Origin of the sequence: Aquibacillus salsiterrae, assembly GCF_028416595.1 — a bacterium.
GTDB lineage: Bacteria > Bacillota > Bacilli > Bacillales > Amphibacillaceae > Aquibacillus_A > Aquibacillus_A salsiterrae.
Genome location: NZ_JAMQKC010000017.1, coordinates 31,161 through 54,515 on the forward strand (window position 1 = coordinate 31,161; position 23,355 = coordinate 54,515).

Here is a 23,355-nt window from a genome sequence, read left to right on the forward strand (position 1 = left end):
CATCATGTAGTAATATAGATATAAAAGTCGAAAAAGACAAGGATTGGTATAAATGGAAACTATTCTCGACACGGACTCTATATCAGAGATCTACCGTTCACTGTTTGATAACAATCAGGACGGCTGTTATGCGTTAGACTTAGAGGGAAACTTTATTATGGTCAATAAAGTTGCTGAAACGATGACAGGATATTCCAAGGACGAGCTACTTCATCATTCCTTTCTTACTATTTTTCATAGAGTACATTTAAGTACAGTACTAACATGCTTTGAACGCGTAATAAGTGGAAGTCGGGAAGAGCTTAACGTTTCACTAAAACATAAACGTGGGAAAAGAGTTGATGTCTCGATTACATCGGTCCCTATTATCAAAAACGGGCAAATCTACGGTGCTGTTGGAATGGTTAAAGATGTAACAGAGAAAAATGGCCTTGAAGCACTTCTAACAGGACAAAATCAAATACTAGAAATGATAGCCTCTGGGAAAAATTATTCTGAAGTGCTAGATTCGATAAGTGCTCTTGTTGAGCAATTAACAAGTGGCTGCAACAGTTCCATCCATTTAGTAAAAAACAGCAATAATCATGTATATCTTCACCCGTCTAGTGCTATACCTGATGAAATCAAACCATTAATGAGGAGAATTCCTGTTAATTCACAACATATGGCAATTGGAAAAGCTGCCTTTCTAAAACAGCCAGTAGTTGTCGATGACTTGGAACTAGACGCTTTGGCTAACGAACTAAATGACCATTTATTTAAAATTGGATTAAAGGCATGTTGGTCTTTTCCGGTTTTAGATACAAACAAGGAAGTTTTAGGAGTCTTTTCTTTATATCAAGGCGAACCAAATTTACCAACGGAATGGGATATACAAGTCATTGAAAAGGCTACCTATTTAATCAGGATTGCAATCCAACATTTTAGTGTCGAGGACAAACTTAATTATTTAGTTTCACATGATCCACTTACAGGACTGCCGAATCGTAATTTATTCAAAGAACAAGTTGATAAAGCAATCCATCGGTGTGAGATTGATTCCTCTTTTGCGATTATGTATTTAGATTTAGACCGTTTTAAGCTTATAAATGATTCATTAGGTCATCATGTTGGAGATACACTTTTATTGGAAGTAACAAAACGGATAAATGGCTGTATAAGGTCTGCTGATATAGTTTCAAGACATAGCGCAGATGAATTTATGATACTGCTTGAAAATGTATCGAATGAAGAAGCAAGTATAGTCGCACACCGTATTATTATTCAGCTAAAAGAACCATTTTTGATTGACGGGCATGAAGTTTTTGTGACACCTTGTATTGGAATAAGCTTTTATCCACTGGATGGTATTGATGTTAATGAGTTAATTCGTAAAGCAGATGTATCGATGTATCAGGCTAAAAAAGAAGGAAAAAACAATTTCCGATTCTACGATTTAACACTTGACCAAAAAACGATGAAGCGATTGGAAATGGAAAATGAACTAAGAAAAGCAATCGAAAATCAAGAACTTTCCTTGGAATATCAACCCATTATTAACGTAAAGACAGACCAGATGGCCGGAGTGGAAGCCCTTGTGCGATGGAACAGCAAAATACTTGGTAATGTACCTCCACACGAATTTATTCCTATCGCAGAGGAAACAGGTTTAATTAATGCCATTGGTGAATGGGTGCTAAAGACAGCCTGCACCCAGCTTGTGTTGTGGGAAACTAAACAAGGAATTAAAACAAATGTTTCTGTTAACTTGTCAATCCGACAGTTTTATCAACCAAATTTGTTATCGATGATTGAAAATATTTTAACAAGAACTGGAGTCAACCCGAGTAGATTAACGCTTGAAATAACGGAGAGCATGACGATGGAAGTAGAAGCTGCTACAGTTATTTTAAATGGATTAAAAGAGCTTGGCATAACAATTGCAATTGATGATTTTGGCACAGGATATAGTTCTCTTAGTTATTTAAAGTCACTTCCGATTGATTACTTAAAAATTGACCGCTCTTTCATCCTAGATATGACAACAAGCATAGATGATGAAAGCATTGCAACAACAATACTTGTCATGGCTAAACACCTTGGGTTATTTGTTATTGCCGAAGGGGTCGAAACAAAAGATCAGTTAGCGGTTCTGCAAAACAATTATTGTCACGAAGTACAGGGTTACTTATTTAGTAAAGCACTGCTACCAGACCAAGTTCCTGTCTACATCCAAAATCTAAAAAAACAAGTGTCAAATGAAGAACAAAAGCGCAAGCGCCTTGCCCACCCCTGACAAGCGTAAAACAAGACTCGTAATGGCGGTCTGTGCCATGTAGAGGATTGACTTACGAATCGAAGGGGTAAGCGCTGAAGCTGGACGTGGCTGTTGCTGGATGTTATCCACGTTTGGATTTTTTTATCCTTTCTTACCTTATAAGAAAAGCGCGGGGCGCCTTGGTCAGAACCGACAGGCATAAGACATGACAAAACGAGGTGCTATCAACAGCACCTCGTTTTTATGGTAGGCGATCAAAATTTTTCAATCATTAGTTTCGATCATCAATAGCCATTTGTAAATACCTTCTTGTATTAGGTCCATAAATTCCGTCGTTTACTAAAGCCGGAAATTGTTGCTGAAATTGTCTAACTGCTGCTTCTGTATTCGGACCGTAGATCCCATCAATACCTTGTGGATCAAATCCTACCTGCTTCAGTGCTCGCTGAATTTGTTTTACAGCTTCACCCTCGTCTCCTTGGCGATAAACTCCTGTTGGAAGCGGAAATGTTTCTAATTGTCCACCATCATCCAACACCTCATTAAGTTTGCTTAGTGTCAGTGGACCAACTAAGCCATCAACTTCTAGACCATACTGACGTTGGAACCTCATGACCGCCCGTTCTGTTTCGGGGCCAAACACTCCATCTGCACCATATATCGGCAACGCGAATCCTGCACGAATCAAATCTTGTTGAATTTCTTTAACAAATGTGCCTTCATCCCCCATACCGATTGGCAAATCAAGCGATGCTCCTAATACTTGTGGTTGATCAGTTGAATCACCTTGAAACTCTGTTCGTAAAACGCGCTTAACATCTTCAATAAACTCATTCCATGAGATTCCATTTTGGTGAAATGCATTTAATGGATCAGTTCTTCGGGCTGGGTCAAGTGTGCTATGGGCAATAATATCTGTTTCGGGGTCTAAATTATAACGGTCAACTAAATAGGCATGATACCAAACATAACGGCGATAAGCCTCTGTAAAATCAATCCCTCCACCATATGCTAGTTCAACACCAATTGCTGCATCATTCGCATTAGCCCCAAATCTCTGGTTATCACCAGTTACTTCTTGACGAACATGGTATGCTTTTTCGTTTAAAGGAATAATTTCTAATATGATCTCGTCATCGATAAATGTATGTGCGGATGCAAACGGTTGGATGTTTTGAAAATAACTTCTATTTTGATATGCGGTTGAGCCTGGATTACCTGTATCGTGACTAACAATGAACTCTACATCTTCGATAGGATCACCTGGTCTGGCGTTACCTACACCGATATAGTCTCTAATGATCTCGTATGGCATTTTTAAAACCTCCTCATAAACAATTGCTCAACTACATCGTATTCAACTAAACGAAAAAGTGTAATAAAAAAAGATAACCAAGGATGAAATTAAGCTTTTTATCCTAGTTAACTACATTAAAAAACTATGGTATTATGACAAATTAGAGTGGCTCTATCGTAGATGTATAGAGTTTATTGACCGACACGAAAAACCTGGTTTTGAAAGAATTGAATTCAATGAGATTTGGCTCAATACCGACAAAATGAATAAAACATATATGACTGTCATGGTAGATGTCACCTCGGATACCGTTCAAGTCGAGGGAAGTGTTGATGAATTAGGGGATTTATCAATGAACCAAGATCTTATATAAATATGTTCAAGCAGCAAGCTAAATATTTCATTGAAAAAATATTGATAATCCTAAAAAAAATATTATGAAGAATTAAAACAGCAATCATCTTAAACAAATGGGTGCGAATGCACAACAAGGGTATTCGTCTTTTCTTGTTGAAGTAAATGGCATAAGAATACATAATCGGGAACACTAAAATGAGGTGTTGTTGATGAAAACTTATATAAGTTTAATAATAGGTATCTTTATTATGATTAACCCTTATGTTGCAAGTGCAGAGATTGAAGGATATGAAATTGTTAGTGAGAACAATAAAGAAAATATAACCCTTTATGGTAAGAAAACTAATGGTTTATATAGGGGATTTAAAATTGATTTCAAAGGGGGAATTTACACAAGAAGTTTTTGGAACAGAATAGCACAACAAGTCCATCATATGCCCCACACATATTCTACGAAGACATTAACAAAGACCAAAAGGAAGAGCTAATCATTACTTTGACAACAGGGCATGGTACAGGTTTAAAGTTAGAAGAAGTTCATGTTTTTGACACTCATGATGACCGATTAAACGTAAACGAAGTCATTGTTGATAATCCTTTAGCAATCATTTATAAAAATGTAAAAACAAAATTATCTAATGAACAAGCAGAAGTCCATATAGGTGATAAGGAGTATAAAATCGATATAACTTCTTTTGAAATCAACCCTGAAAACTTATTTGAAGATTTAGGATTTGGGAGCATTATAGATTATGAAGTAATTAACGATAAACTTATGGTCAGAGTAACGGGACAAATATCTCCTGCGTTGTCTATTGGAGATATTATTATTGTTTATGAATACAGAAATCAAATGTATCAAGCGAAAACAATTGATTTTATATCGGATATTGATAAAAATCCTTTTTATGGTCCAGTAAAACATTAAGTGATATTAAACTCTAAAGGGGGCTTTTCCTGAAGATTACTTGATATCGTTGAATGTGGCAATTCATGATATAATTGAATAAACTATTCATGGAAGAGGTGAACGCATTATGAATACAGCTAAAGAGCGTTTGCTTAAGATTATTGATCAAATACCTGAACAAGAAGTGGATAAAATCCTAGATTTTGCAGAGTATCTAAAAATTAAAAGGGAGAAAAGCTTATCTAAGGATTTAACAAAGGCTAGTGAAAGCAGTCTAGATTTTTGGGATAATGACATTGATGATGAGGTTTGGAATGATGTATAAACAAGGTGATATCGTTTTATTACCTGTTCCATTCAGTGATTTAACGAATAGAAAGCAACGACCTGTCCTAGTCATTTCAACCGATAGTTACAATGAAGTGACAGATGATATGGTTGTTGTTGCTATTACTTCACAGAAATCTAGATTATTCAGTGATAATTGAATCAAAAGATTTAAAAGAAGGAAACCTTAAAGTTACATCTGCAATCAGAGCTGACAAGGTTTACACATTATCTAAAGATATTGTTAGAAAGAAATTTGGACAAGTTAATACCGAAGTCCTGGATGAGGTACGAAAAAAGGTTAATGAGTTAATAAGGTAAAGAATGAGTAGGGGCTGTTATTCCAGTCTCTTTTTTAATAAACAGTTATTTTATGAATCAATTCACTTAAACAAACGGGTGCGTTAGTTGAAGTACAGGTCATTAGATTATAAAAAACGCAGAGGATGCTAAAACCTCTGCGTTTTTCCGTGTGATTTTGTTGTCTAAAAGTATGCGATTTACCTTTATATTTACTTTGTGAATTCAGTTATTCTACTTCACAACCGAACTACTTACGGGAGCTCTGCACTACTTTTTTATTCATATTCTTTTTCAAATATCTTCGTACTTCTTACTGTATCGATTGGCCGAACGTAGCTTTCGATTTCCTCGCGCTTTGACTCGAGAAAAGGTGGTAGGGATAACTTTTCACCTAATGTCTCATATGGTTCATCCCCCATAAATCCTGGTCCCTCTGTCGCAAATTCAAACAATATTTGAGGCGCGACACGGCAATAGAGTGATTTAAAGAAAAAGCGGTCAACATATCCCGATGTTTGAAAGCCGAAACTTTGTAGTCGACTATCCCACTGATCCAGTTCAGCTCGGTCAGCGATACAAAAGGCTGCATGATGAACTGTACCATAACCTTGTTGGGCCTGTGGTAACATCACATTGTGCTCTACGATAACCTGAGAACCATTTCCTCCCTCTCCTACCTCAAATAAGTGGTATGACCCTTCCTTAGCAATTTCCTGAAACAATAGCACCTTCTCCATCATTTCTTTAAAGTAGTCAAAATTTTGAATTCGAACAAATAATGGCCCTAGACCAGTAATTGCAAATTCTAATGGAATCGTCCCCTTTTGCCAAGGTGTTCCCGATTCAACTCCCTCATTTTTCTCATCTGAAATTAATTGGTAATGCTGATCATCAAAGTCAACGAAAGACAGTGTCTGTTTGCCAAACTGTTCCTTTATCCCAGAATGTTTTATATTTAGCCTGTCAAAACGTTTTACCCAGTAACTGAGTGCTGCGTCAGATGGTACACGAAAGGATGTTTTTGAAATTTCATTTGTCCCGTGAACTCCTTTAGGAATTCCAGGAAAATCGAAAAAGGTCATATCTGTACCAGCACTCCCCTTGTCATCAGCGAAAAATAAATGATACGTTTCGATATCATCTTGATTAACTGTTTTTTTCACCAATCGCATCCCTAGTACATACGTAAAAAATTGATAGTTTCTTTCTGCACTACTAGTTATCGCGGTAACATGGTGCATTCCTCTTAATGGATTCATTAATCTTTTCCTCCAGTGATTCATAATTGGATAACAATATCTTCACACACTGTCTGAAAAAATAATACTTTAAGTTCAACCGAGTGGAACTGTTATCCAGACAAAATATCTTCAATTCAAGACAAATGTACCATAGACGCTCTTCATAGTCCACTCAAATTACCCACAATGAAGTAGTACTTTGTTTCTCATAGCTATTTCTAAGCACGTCCAAAAAATAAGACAAACATGTTCTCAAATTTATGGTTTTCACATAGTAGTAGAAACAGAGGGGAAAATATATCACAGCCACACATTCATCGTTCGGTAAATTTACAAACACTGAATTCCAGCAAATTCTCATCTCTTTTTTTCATACATACTAAAGGAGGAACAGACATTGGAGCTCTATTATCAACTTGCGGTCGCGATTTCAACAGGGGCAATACTTGCACTAATAAAAATAATAGCGATTGATATAATTCTTTCTGGCGATAACGCTATTGTAATTGCTATGGCAACTAAAAACTTACCAAAGCACCTCCAAAATAAAGCAATATTTTGGGGAACAGCAGGTGCTATCATTTTACGGATTTTGTTTGCAATTATTGTTGTAGCCCTTTTAAAAGTTCCATTAGTTCACTTCATTGGTGGGTTACTACTATTAGGAATCGCCTACAACGTGCTTGTCGAGGAAGAGGAAACCAACATTAAATCACACAATAGTCTTTTCAAATCGATTGCTACCATTATTGTGGCTGACGCGGCAATGAGCTTGGACAATGTTGTGGCTGTTGCAGGTGCAGCCCACGGTCATATCGGAATGATTGCGCTAGGTATACTAGTAAGTATCCCTATTATGATCTTTGGATCAAAATTAATCGTCAAGATATTAGAAAGATATCGTTCGATTAGTTACTTTGGCTCTGGTATTCTTGCTTGGACAGCTGGTGAACTAATTGTCACTGACGAAAAGGTACTTGAATTTTTAAAAATTTCAACTGGCCCAATCACTATTATTATTACGGCTATTTTAACCGCGGGTGTTTTGTTATCAGGCTATGCAGCAAATCAATCTAAAAATGGACATGCTTAAAATATATAAAGACATCACTTTTTTAGTGATGTTCTTTTCCTTGTTTTTGGAGGTACATACCCATTCTGATAAATCTGTCCATGTTGGATTCCGTGTAATTCATTTAGTGCCAATACATTTTCAAGCGCGTATTTCTCCATTGCCTTACTAACAATTCTACTTGCAACCCTTGCATCCTCTAATGCATCATGGTGGATAAATTCGATTTGGTTAAATTCGGCAAGCGTGTTAAGCTTGTAGTTCAGTAACCCAGTCCACACACGTTTGGATAAGGTTACCGAACAAAAGTATTCACAAGTGGGATAATCCAAATGAAAACGATCAAGTGTATGCCTAAGTACACTCATGTCAAAGCTGGCATTATGCGCAACCAACAATTGGTTGTTTAGCAACTTAGATATTTCAGGCCACACTTCTTCAAACGTAGGTGCAGCAATAACATCTTGTTCTGTAATACCATGGATATATGTATGAAACGAGTCAAACTCCATAAGTGGGTTAATTAACGTATAATATTCATTAATAATCCCAGCTTTATTCGCTGTAACTATACCGATAGAACAAGGGCTGTCTCGTTTACTGTTGGCCGTTTCAAAATCGATAGCAACGAAATTCATCTTCCATCCCCCCTCTTTTTGACTTAAGTTACTTTTCGCCATTTTGCTCCATTTGGAAATGGACATTCTTTGTATGCAAGCTTTGCCCGATACTTAACAAAACAGCCGCAGTGCTTACATGTAGTGTTATAAACTAAGGACGGGCAATCCAAACAGTGCTCTAATCTTTCATGATAGGTGTTCTCATCAACTAGATCTAATTCTAGCATTAACTGTTCCTCTACTAACTTATCTATTTCTTGATTGGACATTCGAACGGAAGCAGAACAACCTTTACAGCTCACTTTCATTCCCTCACTTTTATGTGCTTTCCTACAAGAATATCATAACATGATTAAAAAGCGACCAAAAATAAAATCTTTTAATGGTATAAATGCTAACCATTTATCAAATGATATTTAAATAAACGCTTATATTGTGAGGTTCTTTTATGTATGATACTCAAAAACAACTGTTTAACGAATTAAATCAAAAACAAGCAGAATTAACTAAACGTTTCATTGATTATTGGCTTGAATATTCATTTTTTGACAGCTGGCAGTTTTGGTGTACGTTAGCCATGTTAGTCGTACCACTAATTTTACTCTATTTTAAAATGGATAGATCTAAGGCATTACTTCTTGGCTTCTTTGGTTTTAATGTACATGTATGGTTTACTTATATTGATACCTTTGGTGTTAAATTGAACTTTTGGAATTATCCATACCAAGTCATTCCAATTATGGGTGTTAATTTTGGTTTAGATGTTTCCTTTATCCCTGTGTTGTTTATGTTTTTATATCAGTGGATAATTAATAATGACAAGAATTTTTACCTTTATTTTACACTTTTAAGCTTGACATTGGCTTTTGGACTCAAACCTTTACTCGTTGCCCTAGACCTTTTTCAATTAACCAATGGTGCAAACTATTTTCATCTCCTCTTAGGATATTTAACAGTCATGCTAATGTCAAAATGGACTACTAATCTGTTTTTATCTTTTAAAAAAACAAGCGGATAAAATAAACACAACACTCATCATGAAGGATTGAGTGTTGTGTTTATCTAGTCGCAAAAATTATTCCTTATATTTTTTGAGCAGGTCAATCATTTCTGGTAACTCAAATTCCTTAGCATAATCAATAGCAGTCATTCCTTCTTCATCGACAATCATTGGATTAGCTCCTGCATCAAGCAACAATTTTGCAGAGGATAGATTATCCATGACGACAGCTGAATACAGTGGAGTTAATCCATATTGATCGATAAGATTAGGGTCAGCACCGTTTTCGAGTAACAACGGAACTAATTCCGTATTCTCATAGTCAATAGCAATAGAAAGTGCACTCTCTCCATAGTTCGTTAACTGATTTGGATCTGCTCCTGCCGCAAGAAGTGATTCAACTTTTTTCGTATCCCCATTCATGGCAGCTTCCATTAAAGGTGTATAATCATCGTTTTCAAAATCAGCAAATAAATTATAGTCACCCAATGTACTTACACCTAAAAATACAGCTCCTGCAAACAAAGCTGGAACAAGTAAGAAAACTAGGACAAAAATTGCTATCGTTGCTTTTTTCCTGTTTACGAGCTGTACAGTTGCTTCCCCTTTTGTCAGTACCTCAATCTCTTGGATACGTTTAGGGATTGGTGGATGGGTCGACAGAAGTTCAGCGATTGTAACCAATATCCCTTTTTTATCATTATATTGGTTCATGTAGGCCTCAATATTTACTTGTTTAAATAATCGCCGGCCACTAGCAAATACTAAAAGTCCTTGAATGGCGTTCTGACCATTACCAGTATAATAAGCCGCCATTCTGTCACAAGTATATTCTGCCAAGCGGGAATAGCTTGTACCAATAAATGGTATATACATAGCTGGTAAGATAAATAAGCTCTTAATTATATGTTTTCTTTTTAAGTGTGCGAGTTCATGGGCGATGGCAAAGTCAATATCAAATTGGTCAGACTCAGCTGCAATATCAACAAAATCAGAATAGAGGACAACCATATTTTTGCCGAAGTAACCCAAAACTTTCGTAGCGAATGCATTTAACATCCCACCAGACTCAACAATATACACCTCAGGAATTTGCTTTAATTCAATTTTTTCCGAAAGGTTAACAACTTTTTGGTAGAGATCTGGGAACTGATTGTTTTGAAGCCTAACACCGTTGATTTGAATATGGGCCATTGAAAAAATATGCGCAAACAAAGAAAAGCTTGCAAGGATAACTAATATAAAGAGCCCAATAATGGTTGCAGCTAAATAGATGACTACGAACAGGCTTGTTATTAAGCATAGTCCATAAAGTAGGTTCTCATTACGGTGTACTAATAATGGTCTATCTTCCACTTCTAGCCCCCCTTTCCTTCGAACTTAATTAGTTCAGGAATGGTCCAATTTTTTTATCATAGAGAGTTACTCGGTACGAACAACCATTGTCCCTGCTACATAATCATGTAAGGCACGTTTTTTTGGACTTGCAGCAATAATATATCCAATAAACAACGTTAGTGCAGATAGGAATTTTCCAATTATTTCGCGCAAAAACATGTTACCAAATCCGACTCGTTCCCCATCCAATTTCGTAACACGAATGCCCATTATTTTCTTACCAAATGTTTGTCCATTGTTAAAGGATTGAAACCAGACATAATACCCAATCGCTATAACGAGACTTATAATAATAGAAACCAATTGATTAGGGTCGTTATTAGCCCCAAAAACGGCCGATATAATCCAGTCCAAAATTCCAACAAGGATTGAATCGATAATTAGAGCAATTGCTCTAATCCAAAATCCTGCTTTTTCCATAGTAAAGCCCTCCTTTTCGTAGTAAGTATAAGTTTCCCACTACACTTGTTCATATACTCAACGCTACTTTTCTTAAGAAAAAGGTATTGACATAATTGGAATCCGTTTGTAATATTAACTACGATAAGTTGATACGTTTACCTTTAAATCAGTCCTGAGAGGCTGGCAAGGTCTTGCAGATGTGTTATCGCTAAAGCAATTATGCTTCAGTGGACAACCTTAACCATAATTTGCATGCATCTTGCCATGACGGTAAGATGCTTTTTTCATGAGATAAGGAAGTATAAAAAATCCAAGAGCTGTCTAGCTCCAGGCGCCCTGCGCTTTTCTTCTGAGCACAGTAAATATAGTGCTATAACTTGCTTCCTTAGGGTATGATAAGCAAAGGTTTCTTAACTTAATAATTTGTTCGAAAAGGAGAGATTGGAATGGCTCATAAAGAAATTCAGGTCGACCAACGTTTGCCATTACTTCAAAGTTTACCGTTAAGTTTTCAGCATCTTTTTGCCATGTTTGGTTCAACCGTATTAGTTCCTGTTATTTTTGGAGTAGACCCCGCAACGATTCTTTTAATGAACGGCCTTGGTACGCTATTATACATCTTTATAACTAAAGGGAAAATCCCTGCCTATCTAGGGTCAAGCTTTGCTTTTATTTCACCTGTTTTAGTCGTCTTAGGAAATTATTCTGGTGGGGAAGGTTATAGTTATGTACTCGGTGGTTTCCTAGCCGTTGGTATTATCTTAGTAATTGTCTCTTATATTGTTAAAATTGCCGGCACCTCCTGGATTGACGTTATTTTCCCTCCTGCTGCAATGGGAGCTATTGTAGCTGTAATTGGCTTAGAGTTAGTTCCAGTCGCAGCTCAGATGGCAGGATGGATTGCACCAGATGGAGCAGGTGAGGACTGGGCAATAGACACAAAAACTGCATCTGTAGCCTTTCTAACCCTGTTAATTACGTTAATATGTTGGGTAACATTACGCGGCTTCTTAAAAATCATTCCAATCCTAATCGGTATTGTGAGCGGGTATATTATTGCATATTTCTTTGGATTAGTTGATTTAACAAATGTTGAAGAGGCACGTTGGTTGTCGCTTCCACATTTCTATCAAATGAAATTTGATTTAACAGCAATGTTAACCATTTTACCTGCTGCGCTTGTTCTTATTCCTGAACATATTGGTCACTTATTTGTTACAAGTAACATTGTTAAAAAAGAATTGACGAAAGACCCGGGCTTAGACCGGTCGTTAGCTAGTAATGGAATTTCAACAATTATTTCAAGTTTCGTTGGGGCAACACCAAACACGACTTATGGGGAAAATATTGGTGTATTAGCAATCACGCGTGTATATTCAACATGGATTATTGCTATTGCTGCTATTATTGCCGTTATTTTATCTTTTTTCGGTAAGTTAGCTGCATTGATTTCTTCGATTCCTTTACCGGTAATGGGGGGGATTTCCATTCTTCTGTTCGGAATCATCGCAGCAAGTGGGATCCGGATGCTAGTAGAAGCTAAAGTTGATTACAATAAATCACAAAATTTAATTCTGACTTGTATCGTCCTCGTTATTGGTATTAGTGGCACAGCCATTCAGATTGGCGTTGTAGAATTAAAAGGGATGGGATTAGCAACAATTGTAGCTATCATCTTAAGTTTATTTTTCAAACTTTTAGAAAAACTAAATTTAACAAACGAAGATTAGACATCAAAACCCCTTGACTAAATAATAGTCAGGGGGTTTTTCAATTGCTAACAAGATTTCTTCTGTTCCTCGTCCGGATTTAACAATACAATCCTGCCCTCATGGAGCTCGATTTGAACTTTATTATTGTCTGATTCAAACCCAATAGCTTCTAAATAATCCCTTGGAATCTGTAATCTACCTGCTTGGTCCATAACCGCTAATTCAACATGAGAATCCTCTGGCTCACCATCCTCATCCATCAAGAGTTCCCTTCCCTGTTCATCGAAAAATTTGCGACGAAGAATTTCACTCGATGTCTTACCATCACGAATCGCAACAACCCGGTCCATCTTTTTCGTTAGTTTCATATCGTGAGTAACAATCACGATCGTAACACCAAGCTCATTATTTAAATAACGAAAAAGGTCTAGAATAATATCTGCTGTCTTTGTATCTACATTCCCAGTTGGTTCATCAGCTAATAGCAACTTAGGCTGATTTGCTAATGCTATTGCAATTGCAACACGTTGCTGTTCACCACCAGACAACTCACTCAGTCGATTGTTTAATCGATGTCCAAGTCCAACCATCTCTAACAGTTCAATTGCTCGTGCCTTTTTTCGTTTTCCATTTAATAACATTGGTAATTCGACATTTTGTCTCGCTGTTAAATAGGGGATCAAATTACGAGCATTATTCTGCCAAATAAACCCTACTGTCTGCAGCTTGTATTGGACAAGTTCTTTGTCAGACATGTTGAGCAGACTTTGACCATCCACGATTAAATTACCAGCAGATGGTCGATCAAGCCCACCAAGCATGTTAAGTAGGGTCGATTTACCACTCCCACTACTACCAATAATTCCCATTAGTTCCCCTTTTTCTACGGTTAAATCTAATCCTTGTAAAGCCATTACCTCTAGCTCGTTATCCACTTTGTAAATTTTCACTAGATTTTTGCATTCAATCATTTAATCCTCTCCCAACTTAATTGCCTGATGAATCCGTATTCGTTTAAGGAGGAACAGGAGGATGGATAATCCAATAACGAGCATGAACAGAATAAAAAGATAGATTTTCATTTCATCATTAGCCTCAAAGACGACATCAAATGGTGGTACTTGCTCTTTGGGATCAAAGGATAGCTGGAATAAGGGTACATATAACTGGCCAGTCAAGCCACCGATTCCAATTCCGAGTATGGAAGCAATTCCAGACGTCAGCAATTGCTCCCAAGTTAACATACCAATTAACTGTCTCATCGATATCCCCATCGCCCGATATATTCCATATTGAAGTATGCGAGATTTTAGTGTTACTATCCAATAAAGCAAAAAGCCAATAAACGTTATAACTATTGAAATTAAAAATCCTAATGTCAATGTACCGTTTAACCCCAATAAAAAGGCACTATTTTTGAGCTCCACTAGTTTAGGATAGACATCATCCATTTTTGTAACTGGAATATTTTTGTTTCTTATATCTTGATAAAATGATTCTCTTTTTACTTGCTCGTCTACATCCAGCCAAACCTGATATGGTTCGATTCCCATCCTATTTTGGATATACGGTAAATTGGCGACGACTAAGAACGGTGTCGCTTCTTCATCTTCTTGTTTGTTTGGATTAAATGTCGGCCAATAATCAACTATCCCGTAAACGACAAACTCAGCCTGCTCGGATGAGTCCCATTGCATCGTTATATAATCACCTTCCTTTACCCCTAACCGATCAGCAACAGACTTTGAAATTAAGGTAGCACTAGGTTCAGAACCAAGCAAATTGAGATACTCATACCAGTGATAAGGAAGCAGCTGTGGTTTAAACCAGGCTATCTTACCAAACAGCTGAGGTTCAATCCCCATTAAGTCAACGGTATAGATACCTTCCCCCTTTGCTTTGGCAGTAACCATACCTTTCCTAAACACTTTTGTTGCTTGTTTTACCCCTGTTAGGTCTTCCAAAGGACTAAACGGTGGTTCAGCATAAGAAACAACAGTTTGCGAAATTTCAATATCATCCTCTTTTTGTTTTTCTTTTTGAATTACCGTTGACTCTTCACTGTCCCATCTTACTTCTAATGTGACATCAGCACCATTTTCATAACGTAACTGTTCTTCTAAGTTATTGTTTATCGTCCTTGCAGCACTAGCACTAAAGACGCCAACTGCAATGGTCATTATTAAAAAAAGCATCAGAAATTGGTATTGTTTTTGGGACCTACTCAATTGAAGTAATGTACTATACATCGATAAGGACCAATATTTCTTTCCTAAAAGATAAATACCACGCATGACCCAAGGATAAATGCGGAGACAAAACAGTCCCAAACCAACAATAAATAACGCAGGTACAAAAAATAGAAATGGGTCAACCGATAACATTCCACCGGAGATTTCTAATAGTTCCTGCTGTCGCGATTGATATCTCCACCACCCATACCATGCTAATCCAAGAAGAAGTATATCGATGAAAAATGTATGCCATAAGGCCCTTTTTGTAATCCGTTGCTGCTTTCGATTTACGATGCTTTGACCTGTTGCTTGCAAAACTGGAAGCATTACCATCAATATGGAAGCAGATACAGCGAATATTGCATACACGAACGATTCTTTTGGTAAAGTAACGTCTAGTGAAGAGCGTTGGACAAAGTTTAAAAAACCATTAGCAGCACCCAATATCTTCACGAGTAATAGTCCAAGGTAAGGACCAATCAAAAATGCCGTACCACCAAGTAAACTAATCTCTACAAGATAGATCATAACTATTTGCCTTCGTTTTGCACCTCTACTCCTTAACACAGCAATCTCATTCAATTGTCGCTCGACAATTAATTGTGACACCATAAACAAATAAATCGCAAGCATAATTATAATTGGAATATTTAATGACCAGAGCATTGTTGTCAATTGTTCCTTTTGCTGTTGAAAGTTCGAGACAATTTGATCGATGGGAAAGTTGACATACATGATTGCATTTGGGGCAATCTCTCCAGTAAATGCACGTACCTTTCTTTCTAACATAGTCAGAGTATTACTGTTTGCAACGGTAATCTTGCGGTAATCAAATGCAGTAGAAAAACGTACATTCGATAAAAGATACTGTTCATCAGTTAACAAATAGTTGCGAAAAACCTTGTCAGGCAGTAAAAAGTCATTATTATATCTTGAAAGAGACCCCATCCAATAAGGGTCACTTCGATCCTTTGCCTCAAATACACCTACTGGCTTAATAAGAATATGGCTGTCATCCTTTGTTGCTGTAAAAACAGTTCCAAGTACCATGTCCCGATTAACTAATGCTTTTTCTGTGACTAATACTTCATAAATACCATCCACCACTTCTTCACTTGGAAAATAGCCATCAATAATGTTCACGTGTTCTTTTAAGCCGTTTAAGGAAGTAACTCGTCCATAATCCGAGGAATTGGGTTGTTCATAGTTCTTTTCATTTTGATATTCAATAAGCATTGGTTCAGTCGTTAAAATCGTTAAATCACTAAGGACTGGCACATCAATTGTTTCTAATAAAGTCTGATCATTAGACTCAAGTTTAGGAAATACTTCTTTGATTAGGCCACTTTTCTTGTCTTCGGTAGGAAATGAAACCGAGTAAGTAAATCCACCAGGGTACTCCCCTGTTTTAACCTGATAATTCTCTAATTCTTTTATTAATAGTTTTTGTAGAATGCTAGACGTGTAGGTTGGAATACTAGAAACAAGGGAAACGGTAATAATCAGACCAATAAACAAGCTACCAACTAACCACTTATTATTAAGCATTTTTCTTAGAATTAGTAATAACATTGCCACCGTTCTCCCTCCCTATTTAAGAATAACTAAATCGCCTTCTTCTAGTCCTTTTAATACTTCAACTTCTGTTGAGGTAACAATACCTTTTTGAATATCTACTTCTTTTTTCGTTTCATCTGTTAATACTTGGACATATTCTCTACCAAATGCTGAGCGCAATGCACCACGAGGAATGGTTAGCGCATTTTCTTTTTCTTGAAGAACTACTTCAATGTCAACTGTGTTTCCTGCCTTGGAATTTGCCGGTAATTCAGTGGTATTAATAAGGATACTCCTCTGTAATACGGGATTTTTTTCAATAGCTGCTTCAGGAACGTCACTAGGTGTTTGAACTACTTCTCCTTCCACTTTTTTATCATTAAATATTACACTTGCCATCATCCCAACAGTTACTTCCGATAAATCAAGAGGACTAGTGGCCGTGTACATTACCTGTAGTTTTGTTGGGTCTGCAACTTGAATGAGCTCTTCGAACGTATTAACCATATCTCCTCGTTTTTTTTTCGTAACATAAGTCACAAATCCATTTATCGGTGAAACAATTTTTGCATTACTACTTTGTTCTTTCATTTGCTGTAATCGTAATTCAACGGATTGAATATCTAACTCAGCAATCTGAATCGCATAATCATCAGCATCCTGATTCTTTAACTGAGCAAGCTGTAATTTAGCTTTTTCAAGGGATATTTCTGTTTGTTTGATTTCATATGTTAGATTACCAGTGTTAATCTCCGCAAGTAGTTGCCCCTCTTTAACTTGATCACCTGAGGTTACATATAGTTTTTCAAGTCTCCCCCCCATTTCCGTAAAGGAGAGGTTTTCTTGGCTAGATGGAACAAGGTTTCCAACACCATCAACCTTCTTTACAATCTTGTTTAGTTGTGCTGCTTTTGTTTCATAGTTAATTTCAGCAGGTTCAGCTAACGGTGGTGCTAGTACTTCTTCTTCTTTAGGTAGCAGAGAGCACGCTGACAAAAACAACATACTTGTTCCTAACAAAGATAGTATCCATTTTCGTTTACCATTAAGTAATTGAACTTTCTTCCTTTTCAACAATTTTTCCATCCTCCAATGCATACACATGGTCAGTAATTTCCATCATCGCAGGATCATGTGTGGTCATAATGATTGTTGTCTGCTTTGATGCCACGAGCTCTCTAAACACTTTCATGACATGAAATGCCGTTTTTGTATCCAGTTCACCAGTTGGCTCATCAGCTAAGATTAATTTAGGTCTAGTAGCAATCGCTCGAGCAATCGCACATCGTTGTTGCTCCCCACCCGATAGCTCAAATGGACGGTGTTTCGCTCGTTTTGATAATTGAACTAAATCAATTGATTCGTTTATCCTCTTTGTCCATTCTTGTTTAGGAACACCAGCTATACGTAAGCCGAACTCCACATTTTCTTCCACAGTCATGAGTGGGACTAAACCAAAGGATTGAAAGATAAAGCCTATATTTTCCTTTCTATGCAGGATTCTTTCTTTCTCAGAGAGAGTTAAAATATCTACCCCACCAAAGATAACGCTTCCATTCGTTGGGTAATCCAAGGCACCTATAATGTTTAATAAGGTAGTTTTCCCGGAACCAGACCTTCCTTTTAATGCAACTAATTGGTTCTGTTGTACTGTTAGATTGATATCTGATAATGCCTGAACAGCGTTATTTCCACTTCCGTAAATTCTCTCAATATTCCTTGCTTGGACAATCAATGAGATCGCCTCCTTACTTTCTATTATTATAGCACCAAAAAGCCATCTCACATCATGGACAAGCTATAATCTTTTGAGAAAATGGATGACCAGTTGTATTTCTTTATTGTCTGTCCATTCTAAAAATAACTTTTTTGGAATTAATACTTTTTAAAAACTGCAATATCACGGTTTTTTCGATTTCTTACTTCTTCCATTTTTTGATAAAAGCTATCTTCGAGATCAATTTCTAAATAATTAGCTATTTTTGTTATATAAGCTAGACAATCGGCCATTTCTTTTCCAATATCTTCTTTGACGCTCTCTTTAGCACGTCTAAAGGCTTCCTCTTTATCTATACCTTCGTTAATATGATTGTTTGTCATATTAAAAGTACGCCTTAGCTCTTCAGCAACCTCAGCTACTTCTGTAGTTAAGAGCATGTAGTTGTTCAATAAGGAACTTTGCGCTGTTTCATACGCTTGTCCGCTAATTTCCCACCCCATTTCCTTATGAAATTTTTTTGCGTATCCTTGCATTTTTTTCATATAATATTCCCCCGAAATGAAATCTTTTCTTTATTTTATCGGATGTGTAAGCGGGATTCCAGTCTCTATGTCCCGACACTTAACATTTCTATATCACTTGTCAACAATTCAATCTCAAAATGATATTTGTTTAATCTCATTTTGAGATATATAATAAAAGTAAGAAAAGGGAAGCAATAACAAATTGCACAGATTAACCCATATAGATAGGGTTACAAGGAGGATTTTCCATTGAGCCAAATTGAGAGAAATTACAAAGTGGAACATTTATTAGAGAAAAACAAGTTTAATAAAGAAGATATCATCGGGATGTCGGATGAAGAAGTTGAATATTTCCACTGGCTCTATTTTGAAGAATCTGTCTATGATTTAATGTAATTCTTGATACCCAAACATTTCCAAGTAGTCCTTGTTATAATACAAGGGCTATTTTTTATAAGATAAGAAAGCATAAAAAAATCCAAGAAATGGATAACATTCAGCGACAGCCACGTCCAGCTTCAGCGCCCTGCGCTTTTGTTCTTTTCACAAATTCGGCAATGATTAAGCTGCATATGGTTTAGTAGTTGGGGGAAAGTATGATAGAAAGATTTCAAGGAGGTTTATGCTATGCAACAACAAAACCAACAGTTTAATGCACAACCAATGCCACAACCACCAAATATGATTAGTCCAAAGGATTTATCTTATCTATCTGATATGCTGTCATGGAATTTAAACGCAGCAAAAAAAGCACATTTCTTTGCATCCCAGTGCACAATACCTGAGGTTAAACAAGCCCTTGAGCAAACGTGTCAGATGCATGAGACCCAGTATCAAACATTATTACAGCATTTGAATCAAAATCAAAACCAGCAAACAATGATATAAGAAAGGAGTGTCTCATATGAACCAGAATTCAAACAAAATCCAAAATCCAGAAACTCAAGTACCTAAAACCCCACAAATGAATGATCGGGATTTTATTAATGACATGCTAACAACGGAAAAGTACATGACTGAGAGCTATTCCACAGCATTAAATGAGGCAAGTAACCAGACTCTATATCAAGATTTGCTGAAAATTTTCACTGAAACACAAAATTGTCAGCGCAACTTATATAATGTCATGTTTAGAAATGGTTGGTATAGTCTAGAAACTGCTGATCAACAGAAAATACAGCAAGCCTATCAGCAATTTAATGGTTATACTAATCAACTTCCAGTCCACTAAAGGATAAAGCACAAACTCATTCTTTATGTGTTTGTGCTTTTTACTTAACCTTTTATTTAAGTTAAGAATCTCGATGAAACGAATATGTTCCTCTCAAATAGTCCATATAATCATTCCCCAGTTTTTCGTAGTCAGCCTCTGCAATTAGTTCTCCTTCAAACGAGGTAAACATCGGAAGCGACTTGGTTTGGATAAAGTTACACATTGCTGTAAATGGTGACATTACTTGATCTAATGTATGACGATGCAACCCATCAAATCGGTAGTCATTCGGAGTAAACCCTGAACTTACGGCAATACCAAATTCCTTACCAGCCAAGGCGTGTTTGCCCCTAAAGGCCCAACCACGTTCTAACACTATATCAAACCACTTCTTTAGCAATGGAGGATAACTATACCAATAATTTGGAAATTGGAAAATAATCCGTTCATGGACAATTAACAACTGTTGCTCAGCTTTTTTGTTTATTCTTTCATCGGGGTATTGCTCATACAGGTCATGCACAGTAAAGTTAGTATCTCCCATAATCTTATCTTTTAAAAAAGAATTAATCTTTGATTCACTCATCTCCGAATGGGTAATAATAACTAGGGTTTTCACAAAATCCCTCCTCTTAGCTAAGATTGGATAACTTTTACCTTAACATTCTCCCATACCATTTTCGAATTTTACTGCCTTAACTCAATTCTTTAATTAGATAGGAAGGAGTCTTACCAGTAACACCTGCGACCAAGTTTTCAGCTCCGACCATCGCCATATCAAACCTTGTTTTCTTTGTAGCTGAACCAATATGTGGTAATGTTACTACATTATCCATTTTTAGCAGCTCATTATCGGGACTTACTGGTTCTTGGTCAAACACATCCAAACCGGCACCGGCAATTTTCTTATTTTTTAGTGCTTGTATTAAAGCATTTTCATCTATGACAGCTCCACGAGATGCATTTATAAAAAATGCATCACTTTTCATCCGATTAAATTCGTTTTCTCCAATGAGATGATGTGTTTCCGATGTAAGAGGTGTCATTACCACAACAAAATCCGAACGTTCTAATAACTCAGACAACGTTGCATAATTGATACCAAGCATACTTTCTAATTCCTCACTTGGTTTACGCTTATAATATAATACGTCCATATTAAATCCTAACTTTGCCCGTCTTGCTATTTTCTCCCCAATTCTCCCCATTCCAACAATCCCCATTGTAGTACTATGTACATCTTTCCCAAATAGTGATTCATTGATTGCACTCGTCCAGTTTCCATCCTTTACAAACCGATCTAGCTCAGGAATACGCCTTGCAACAGAAAGAACAAGACTAAAAACAAGGTCTGCAACAGTTTCATCCAACACATATGGAGTATGTGTTGCTAATACATGGTGGCTTTTGATAGCCTCCACGTCATAATTATCATAACCAACTGATATATCGCTTACAATTTTTAAACGATGTGCACGACTAAGCAATTCTTCATTAACTTCAACTTTTGATGTCAATAATCCATCGACATCACTGATTTTTTCAAGTACATCTGCTCTAGACATTTTGCCTTCGTTAGTAGGGATAATGCACTCACATCTTTCATTGATATAAGCCAAGATTTCCTTAGGTAATTGCTCCGTAATTAAAACTTTTGGTTTCCTTTTTTCCAATTCTCTCACTCCCTTTTCGGTATAAGCAAAGCATCATCTAACCTCCGTAACTTAAGAAAGGCACTGGAGCTGGATGTTGACTGCATATGGAAAAATTTTCATATTCTCACATTATTGAACGGCATTGACCAACTGTTTTGCTTTTTCTGCCACTTCATCTAAAGTACCAGTCGTTAACGATCCTCCCGCACCGACCGCTATAGCTCCAGCATCAAACCAATCTTTTATATTTTTTTCACTTACTCCTCCGGTTGGCATAATTTCAAGCTGAGGCAATGGTCCCTTAAATTGTTTTATTGCTTGTGGGCCGTAAATACTCCCTGGGAATAATTTAATTATAGAGCATCCATAGGTTAGGGCATCTTTCATCTCTGAAACGGTCATACAACCAGGCAAATATGGTATTTGATATAAGTTACATAACAGGGCTGTATCTTTATCAAAAGCAGGGCTTACGATAAACTGAGCACCATTTTGAATAGCTATTTTTGCTGTAGTTTGGTCTAATACAGTACCAGCTCCAATTGATAAATTAGGATATTTTTTAGCTAGTTGTGCAATTGCCTGTTCTGCCTGAGGGGTTGTAAATGTAAGCTCAATACTTTTCATACCACCACGAATACAAGCATTAGACAACTCAATTGCCCTTTCAGCTGAATCAGCACGAATAACCGCAACTACTTTTGCATCCACTACTTGTTGTAAATATTTATACATTTGCATCAAAACCATTCCTCTCCATTTATGTATTACTTCATATGAAAACGGTGTCTAGTTCATTCTACTAAAAAATGAAAGGTTACACTACCCGTTTCTCTATCTTTAATTTGGCCCACTTCTACGTAAGGGTGCTAAAAACAAAAAAATCCCCAGTTAAAGGGGATTTGGATTTGCCTGGCGACGTCCTACTCTCACAGGGACAAAGTCCCAACTACCATCGGCGCAAAAGAGCTTAACTACTGTGTTCGGCATGGGAACAGGTGTGACATCTTTGCTATAGCCACCAGATCTTTATGAAGTTCAAGGTAAAACATTACCTATGTACCTTCAAGACTAGATAAGAAGTTGGTACAAGACATAGTTTTGTTTAGCAGAGGCTACCAAGCCCATTGCGCTTCCTTATTCAGTCTAGCTACGACTTCCAAATCCTCTCGTTATAAGCAATACCTCTCCAAGGGTGAAAGTTCACACCCTTTCCGCGGTCTTGCTTATCCCGGCGGATTTAACCGGTCGTCTTCGCTTCCTATTTCAGTCCAGCTTCGCGGGCTAGCCACTCGTGACATAAGCAGTTCACCTTCAGTGACCAAGATCAGGTCACTTACGGCGCTCCGCTTATGCATGTCGTGGCTACCAAGCCCGCTACGCTTCCTATTTTTAGTTAAGTCCTCGATCGATTAGTATCCGTCAGCTACACATGTTGCCATGCTTCCACCTCGGACCTATCAACCTCATCGTCTCTGAGGGATCTTACTCATTTAAAATGATGGGAAGTCTCATCTAGAGGGGGGCTTCATGCTTAGATGCTTTCAGCACTTATC

General features: G+C 37.0%; 24 protein-coding genes, 2 rRNA genes and 2 pseudogenes. 11 read left to right on the forward strand and 17 right to left on the reverse strand.

Annotated features, from left to right (window positions below; translation table 11 throughout):
* Window positions 1-52: 52 nt before the first annotated feature.
* Window positions 53-2,275 (forward strand): EAL domain-containing protein, encoded by a 2,223-nt coding sequence (locus NC799_RS13935; RefSeq protein ID WP_272447053.1) that lies wholly within the window; start codon window positions 53-55, stop codon window positions 2,273-2,275.
* 253 nt (window positions 2,276-2,528) lie between these two features.
* On the opposite strand, the gene NC799_RS13940 is transcribed toward NC799_RS13935, so the two are convergent.
* A complete protein-coding gene (locus NC799_RS13940; RefSeq protein ID WP_272447075.1) occupies window positions 2,529-2,987 on the reverse strand; it encodes a peptidoglycan-binding domain-containing protein in 459 nt (152 codons plus the stop codon).
* A 75-nt stretch (window positions 2,988-3,062) separates the two neighbouring features.
* Window positions 3,063-3,572, reverse strand: a pseudogene (locus NC799_RS13945) (peptidoglycan recognition protein family protein); the annotation flags it as partial.
* A gap of 548 nt (window positions 3,573-4,120) precedes the next feature.
* Here NC799_RS13945 and NC799_RS13950 point away from each other — a divergent pair.
* The 4 genes and pseudogenes from NC799_RS13950 to NC799_RS13965 all read left to right on the forward strand — a co-directional run bounded on the left by NC799_RS13950 (window position 4,121) and on the right by NC799_RS13965 (window position 5,469).
* Window positions 4,121-4,399, forward strand: a complete 279-nt coding sequence (locus NC799_RS13950) for a hypothetical protein (RefSeq protein ID WP_272447054.1) — start codon at window positions 4,121-4,123, stop codon at window positions 4,397-4,399.
* 8 nt (window positions 4,400-4,407) lie between these two features.
* The gene (locus tag NC799_RS13955; protein ID WP_272447055.1) at window positions 4,408-4,839 is read left to right on the forward strand and encodes a hypothetical protein; all 432 of its coding nucleotides are present in this window, start codon (window positions 4,408-4,410) and stop codon (window positions 4,837-4,839) included.
* Between the two features lie 109 nt (window positions 4,840-4,948).
* A complete protein-coding gene (locus NC799_RS13960) occupies window positions 4,949-5,146 on the forward strand; it encodes a DUF2281 domain-containing protein (RefSeq protein ID WP_272447056.1) in 198 nt (65 codons plus the stop codon).
* Window positions 5,139-5,469, forward strand: a pseudogene (locus tag NC799_RS13965) (type II toxin-antitoxin system PemK/MazF family toxin). Before NC799_RS13960 ends, NC799_RS13965 begins: the two are co-directional and overlap by 8 nt.
* Before the next feature lie 257 nt (window positions 5,470-5,726).
* Here the strand turns inward: NC799_RS13965 and NC799_RS13970 are convergent.
* A complete protein-coding gene (locus NC799_RS13970; RefSeq protein ID WP_272447057.1) occupies window positions 5,727-6,710 on the reverse strand; it encodes a ring-cleaving dioxygenase in 984 nt (327 codons plus the stop codon).
* Window positions 6,711-7,089: 379 nt separating this feature from the next.
* On the opposite strand from NC799_RS13970, the gene NC799_RS13975 reads away from it, so the two are divergent.
* Entirely contained in the window at window positions 7,090-7,785 is a 696-nt protein-coding gene (locus NC799_RS13975) for a TerC family protein (protein WP_272447058.1), read from the forward strand.
* Window positions 7,786-7,799: 14 nt separating this feature from the next.
* Here NC799_RS13975 and NC799_RS13980 read toward each other — a convergent pair whose 3' ends face one another.
* Together NC799_RS13980 and NC799_RS13985 are read right to left on the reverse strand one after the other, a co-directional pair.
* Window positions 7,800-8,402, reverse strand: coding sequence for a 3'-5' exonuclease (locus NC799_RS13980; RefSeq protein WP_272447059.1), 603 nt, complete (start codon window positions 8,400-8,402; stop codon window positions 7,800-7,802).
* 23 nt (window positions 8,403-8,425) lie between these two features.
* On the reverse strand, window positions 8,426-8,686 hold the full coding sequence (locus tag NC799_RS13985; protein WP_272447060.1) for a DUF6171 family protein: 261 nt from the start codon (window positions 8,684-8,686) through the stop codon (window positions 8,426-8,428).
* Between the two features lie 146 nt (window positions 8,687-8,832).
* Here NC799_RS13985 and NC799_RS13990 point away from each other — a divergent pair, with 146 nt between their 5' ends.
* Window positions 8,833-9,402: a CBO0543 family protein gene (locus NC799_RS13990; RefSeq protein WP_272447061.1), complete on the forward strand. Its 570-nt coding sequence runs from the start codon at window positions 8,833-8,835 to the stop codon at window positions 9,400-9,402.
* A 57-nt stretch (window positions 9,403-9,459) separates the two neighbouring features.
* Here NC799_RS13990 and NC799_RS13995 read toward each other — a convergent pair whose 3' ends face one another.
* Both NC799_RS13995 and NC799_RS14000 read right to left on the reverse strand, forming a co-directional pair.
* A complete protein-coding gene (locus NC799_RS13995) occupies window positions 9,460-10,740 on the reverse strand; it encodes a M48 family metallopeptidase (RefSeq protein WP_272447062.1) in 1,281 nt (426 codons plus the stop codon).
* Window positions 10,741-10,806: 66 nt separating this feature from the next.
* The gene (locus NC799_RS14000) at window positions 10,807-11,202 is read right to left on the reverse strand and encodes an RDD family protein (RefSeq protein ID WP_272447063.1); all 396 of its coding nucleotides are present in this window, start codon (window positions 11,200-11,202) and stop codon (window positions 10,807-10,809) included.
* Between the two features lie 428 nt (window positions 11,203-11,630).
* Here NC799_RS14000 and uraA point away from each other — a divergent pair, with 428 nt between their 5' ends.
* Window positions 11,631-12,914: a uracil permease gene (gene uraA / locus NC799_RS14005; protein ID WP_272447064.1), complete on the forward strand. Its 1,284-nt coding sequence runs from the start codon at window positions 11,631-11,633 to the stop codon at window positions 12,912-12,914.
* 47 nt (window positions 12,915-12,961) lie between these two features.
* On the opposite strand, the gene NC799_RS14010 is transcribed toward uraA, so the two are convergent.
* The 5 genes from NC799_RS14010 to NC799_RS14030 all read right to left on the reverse strand — a co-directional run bounded on the left by NC799_RS14010 (window position 12,962) and on the right by NC799_RS14030 (window position 18,949).
* The gene (locus tag NC799_RS14010) at window positions 12,962-13,867 is read right to left on the reverse strand and encodes an ABC transporter ATP-binding protein (protein WP_272447065.1); all 906 of its coding nucleotides are present in this window, start codon (window positions 13,865-13,867) and stop codon (window positions 12,962-12,964) included.
* On the reverse strand, window positions 13,868-16,702 hold the full coding sequence (locus tag NC799_RS14015) for an ABC transporter permease (protein ID WP_272447076.1): 2,835 nt from the start codon (window positions 16,700-16,702) through the stop codon (window positions 13,868-13,870). It abuts the gene before it with no gap.
* Window positions 16,703-16,720: 18 nt separating this feature from the next.
* Complete coding sequence (locus NC799_RS14020) at window positions 16,721-17,761, reverse strand: efflux RND transporter periplasmic adaptor subunit (RefSeq protein WP_272447066.1); 1,041 nt, start codon at window positions 17,759-17,761, stop codon at window positions 16,721-16,723.
* Complete coding sequence (locus tag NC799_RS14025) at window positions 17,733-18,428, reverse strand: ABC transporter ATP-binding protein (RefSeq protein ID WP_272447077.1); 696 nt, start codon at window positions 18,426-18,428, stop codon at window positions 17,733-17,735. Before NC799_RS14025 ends, NC799_RS14020 begins: the two co-directional genes overlap by 29 nt.
* 134 nt (window positions 18,429-18,562) lie before the next feature.
* Entirely contained in the window at window positions 18,563-18,949 is a 387-nt protein-coding gene (locus tag NC799_RS14030) for a MazG-like family protein (protein WP_272447067.1), read from the reverse strand.
* A 231-nt stretch (window positions 18,950-19,180) separates the two neighbouring features.
* Here NC799_RS14030 and NC799_RS14035 point away from each other — a divergent pair, with 231 nt between their 5' ends.
* From NC799_RS14035 to NC799_RS14045, 3 genes are all read left to right on the forward strand, one after another.
* Complete coding sequence (locus NC799_RS14035; protein ID WP_272447068.1) at window positions 19,181-19,327, forward strand: BH0509 family protein; 147 nt, start codon at window positions 19,181-19,183, stop codon at window positions 19,325-19,327.
* 231 nt (window positions 19,328-19,558) lie between these two features.
* Window positions 19,559-19,819 (forward strand): hypothetical protein, encoded by a 261-nt coding sequence (locus NC799_RS14040; RefSeq protein ID WP_272447069.1) that lies wholly within the window; start codon window positions 19,559-19,561, stop codon window positions 19,817-19,819.
* A 16-nt stretch (window positions 19,820-19,835) separates the two neighbouring features.
* Window positions 19,836-20,162, forward strand: a complete 327-nt coding sequence (locus tag NC799_RS14045; RefSeq protein ID WP_272447070.1) for a spore coat protein — start codon at window positions 19,836-19,838, stop codon at window positions 20,160-20,162.
* Window positions 20,163-20,223: 61 nt separating this feature from the next.
* Here NC799_RS14045 and NC799_RS14050 read toward each other — a convergent pair whose 3' ends face one another.
* The 5 genes from NC799_RS14050 to NC799_RS14070 form a co-directional block, all read right to left on the reverse strand.
* Window positions 20,224-20,763, reverse strand: a complete 540-nt coding sequence (locus NC799_RS14050) for an NAD(P)H-dependent oxidoreductase (RefSeq protein WP_272447071.1) — start codon at window positions 20,761-20,763, stop codon at window positions 20,224-20,226.
* Window positions 20,764-20,839: 76 nt separating this feature from the next.
* Window positions 20,840-21,826: a 2-hydroxyacid dehydrogenase gene (locus NC799_RS14055; RefSeq protein ID WP_417006689.1), complete on the reverse strand. Its 987-nt coding sequence runs from the start codon at window positions 21,824-21,826 to the stop codon at window positions 20,840-20,842.
* Between the two features lie 102 nt (window positions 21,827-21,928).
* On the reverse strand, window positions 21,929-22,540 hold the full coding sequence (locus NC799_RS14060) for a bifunctional 2-keto-4-hydroxyglutarate aldolase/2-keto-3-deoxy-6-phosphogluconate aldolase (RefSeq protein WP_272447073.1): 612 nt from the start codon (window positions 22,538-22,540) through the stop codon (window positions 21,929-21,931).
* A 169-nt stretch (window positions 22,541-22,709) separates the two neighbouring features.
* Window positions 22,710-22,825 (reverse strand): 5S ribosomal RNA (rrf, locus tag NC799_RS14065).
* Window positions 22,826-23,191: 366 nt separating this feature from the next.
* Window positions 23,192-23,355, reverse strand: a 23S ribosomal RNA gene (locus NC799_RS14070); the annotation flags it as partial.

What these genes read in the sequence shown, in the direction of transcription:
- NC799_RS13980 (WP_272447059.1), bottom strand. Translation starts at nt 8,402, where the DNA reads ATGAATTTCGTTGCTATCGATTTTGAAACGGCCAACAGTAAACGAGAC.
- NC799_RS14040 (WP_272447069.1), top strand. Translation starts at nt 19,559, where the DNA reads ATGCAACAACAAAACCAACAGTTTAATGCACAACCAATGCCACAACCA.
- NC799_RS14015 (WP_272447076.1), bottom strand. Translation starts at nt 16,702, where the DNA reads ATGTTATTACTAATTCTAAGAAAAATGCTTAATAATAAGTGGTTAGTT.
- uraA (WP_272447064.1), top strand. Translation starts at nt 11,631, where the DNA reads ATGGCTCATAAAGAAATTCAGGTCGACCAACGTTTGCCATTACTTCAA.
- NC799_RS13970 (WP_272447057.1), bottom strand. Translation starts at nt 6,710, where the DNA reads ATGAATCCATTAAGAGGAATGCACCATGTTACCGCGATAACTAGTAGT.
- NC799_RS14060 (WP_272447073.1), bottom strand. Translation starts at nt 22,540, where the DNA reads ATGCAAATGTATAAATATTTACAACAAGTAGTGGATGCAAAAGTAGTT.
- NC799_RS13960 (WP_272447056.1), top strand. Translation starts at nt 4,949, where the DNA reads ATGAATACAGCTAAAGAGCGTTTGCTTAAGATTATTGATCAAATACCT.
- NC799_RS14000 (WP_272447063.1), bottom strand. Translation starts at nt 11,202, where the DNA reads ATGGAAAAAGCAGGATTTTGGATTAGAGCAATTGCTCTAATTATCGAT.
- NC799_RS13940 (WP_272447075.1), bottom strand. Translation starts at nt 2,987, where the DNA reads ATGGGGGATGAAGGCACATTTGTTAAAGAAATTCAACAAGATTTGATT.
- NC799_RS13935 (WP_272447053.1), top strand. Translation starts at nt 53, where the DNA reads ATGGAAACTATTCTCGACACGGACTCTATATCAGAGATCTACCGTTCA.
- NC799_RS14010 (WP_272447065.1), bottom strand. Translation starts at nt 13,867, where the DNA reads ATGATTGAATGCAAAAATCTAGTGAAAATTTACAAAGTGGATAACGAG.
- NC799_RS14030 (WP_272447067.1), bottom strand. Translation starts at nt 18,949, where the DNA reads ATGAAAAAAATGCAAGGATACGCAAAAAAATTTCATAAGGAAATGGGG.
- NC799_RS13950 (WP_272447054.1), top strand. Translation starts at nt 4,121, where the DNA reads ATGAAAACTTATATAAGTTTAATAATAGGTATCTTTATTATGATTAAC.
- NC799_RS14045 (WP_272447070.1), top strand. Translation starts at nt 19,836, where the DNA reads ATGAACCAGAATTCAAACAAAATCCAAAATCCAGAAACTCAAGTACCT.
- NC799_RS13990 (WP_272447061.1), top strand. Translation starts at nt 8,833, where the DNA reads ATGTATGATACTCAAAAACAACTGTTTAACGAATTAAATCAAAAACAA.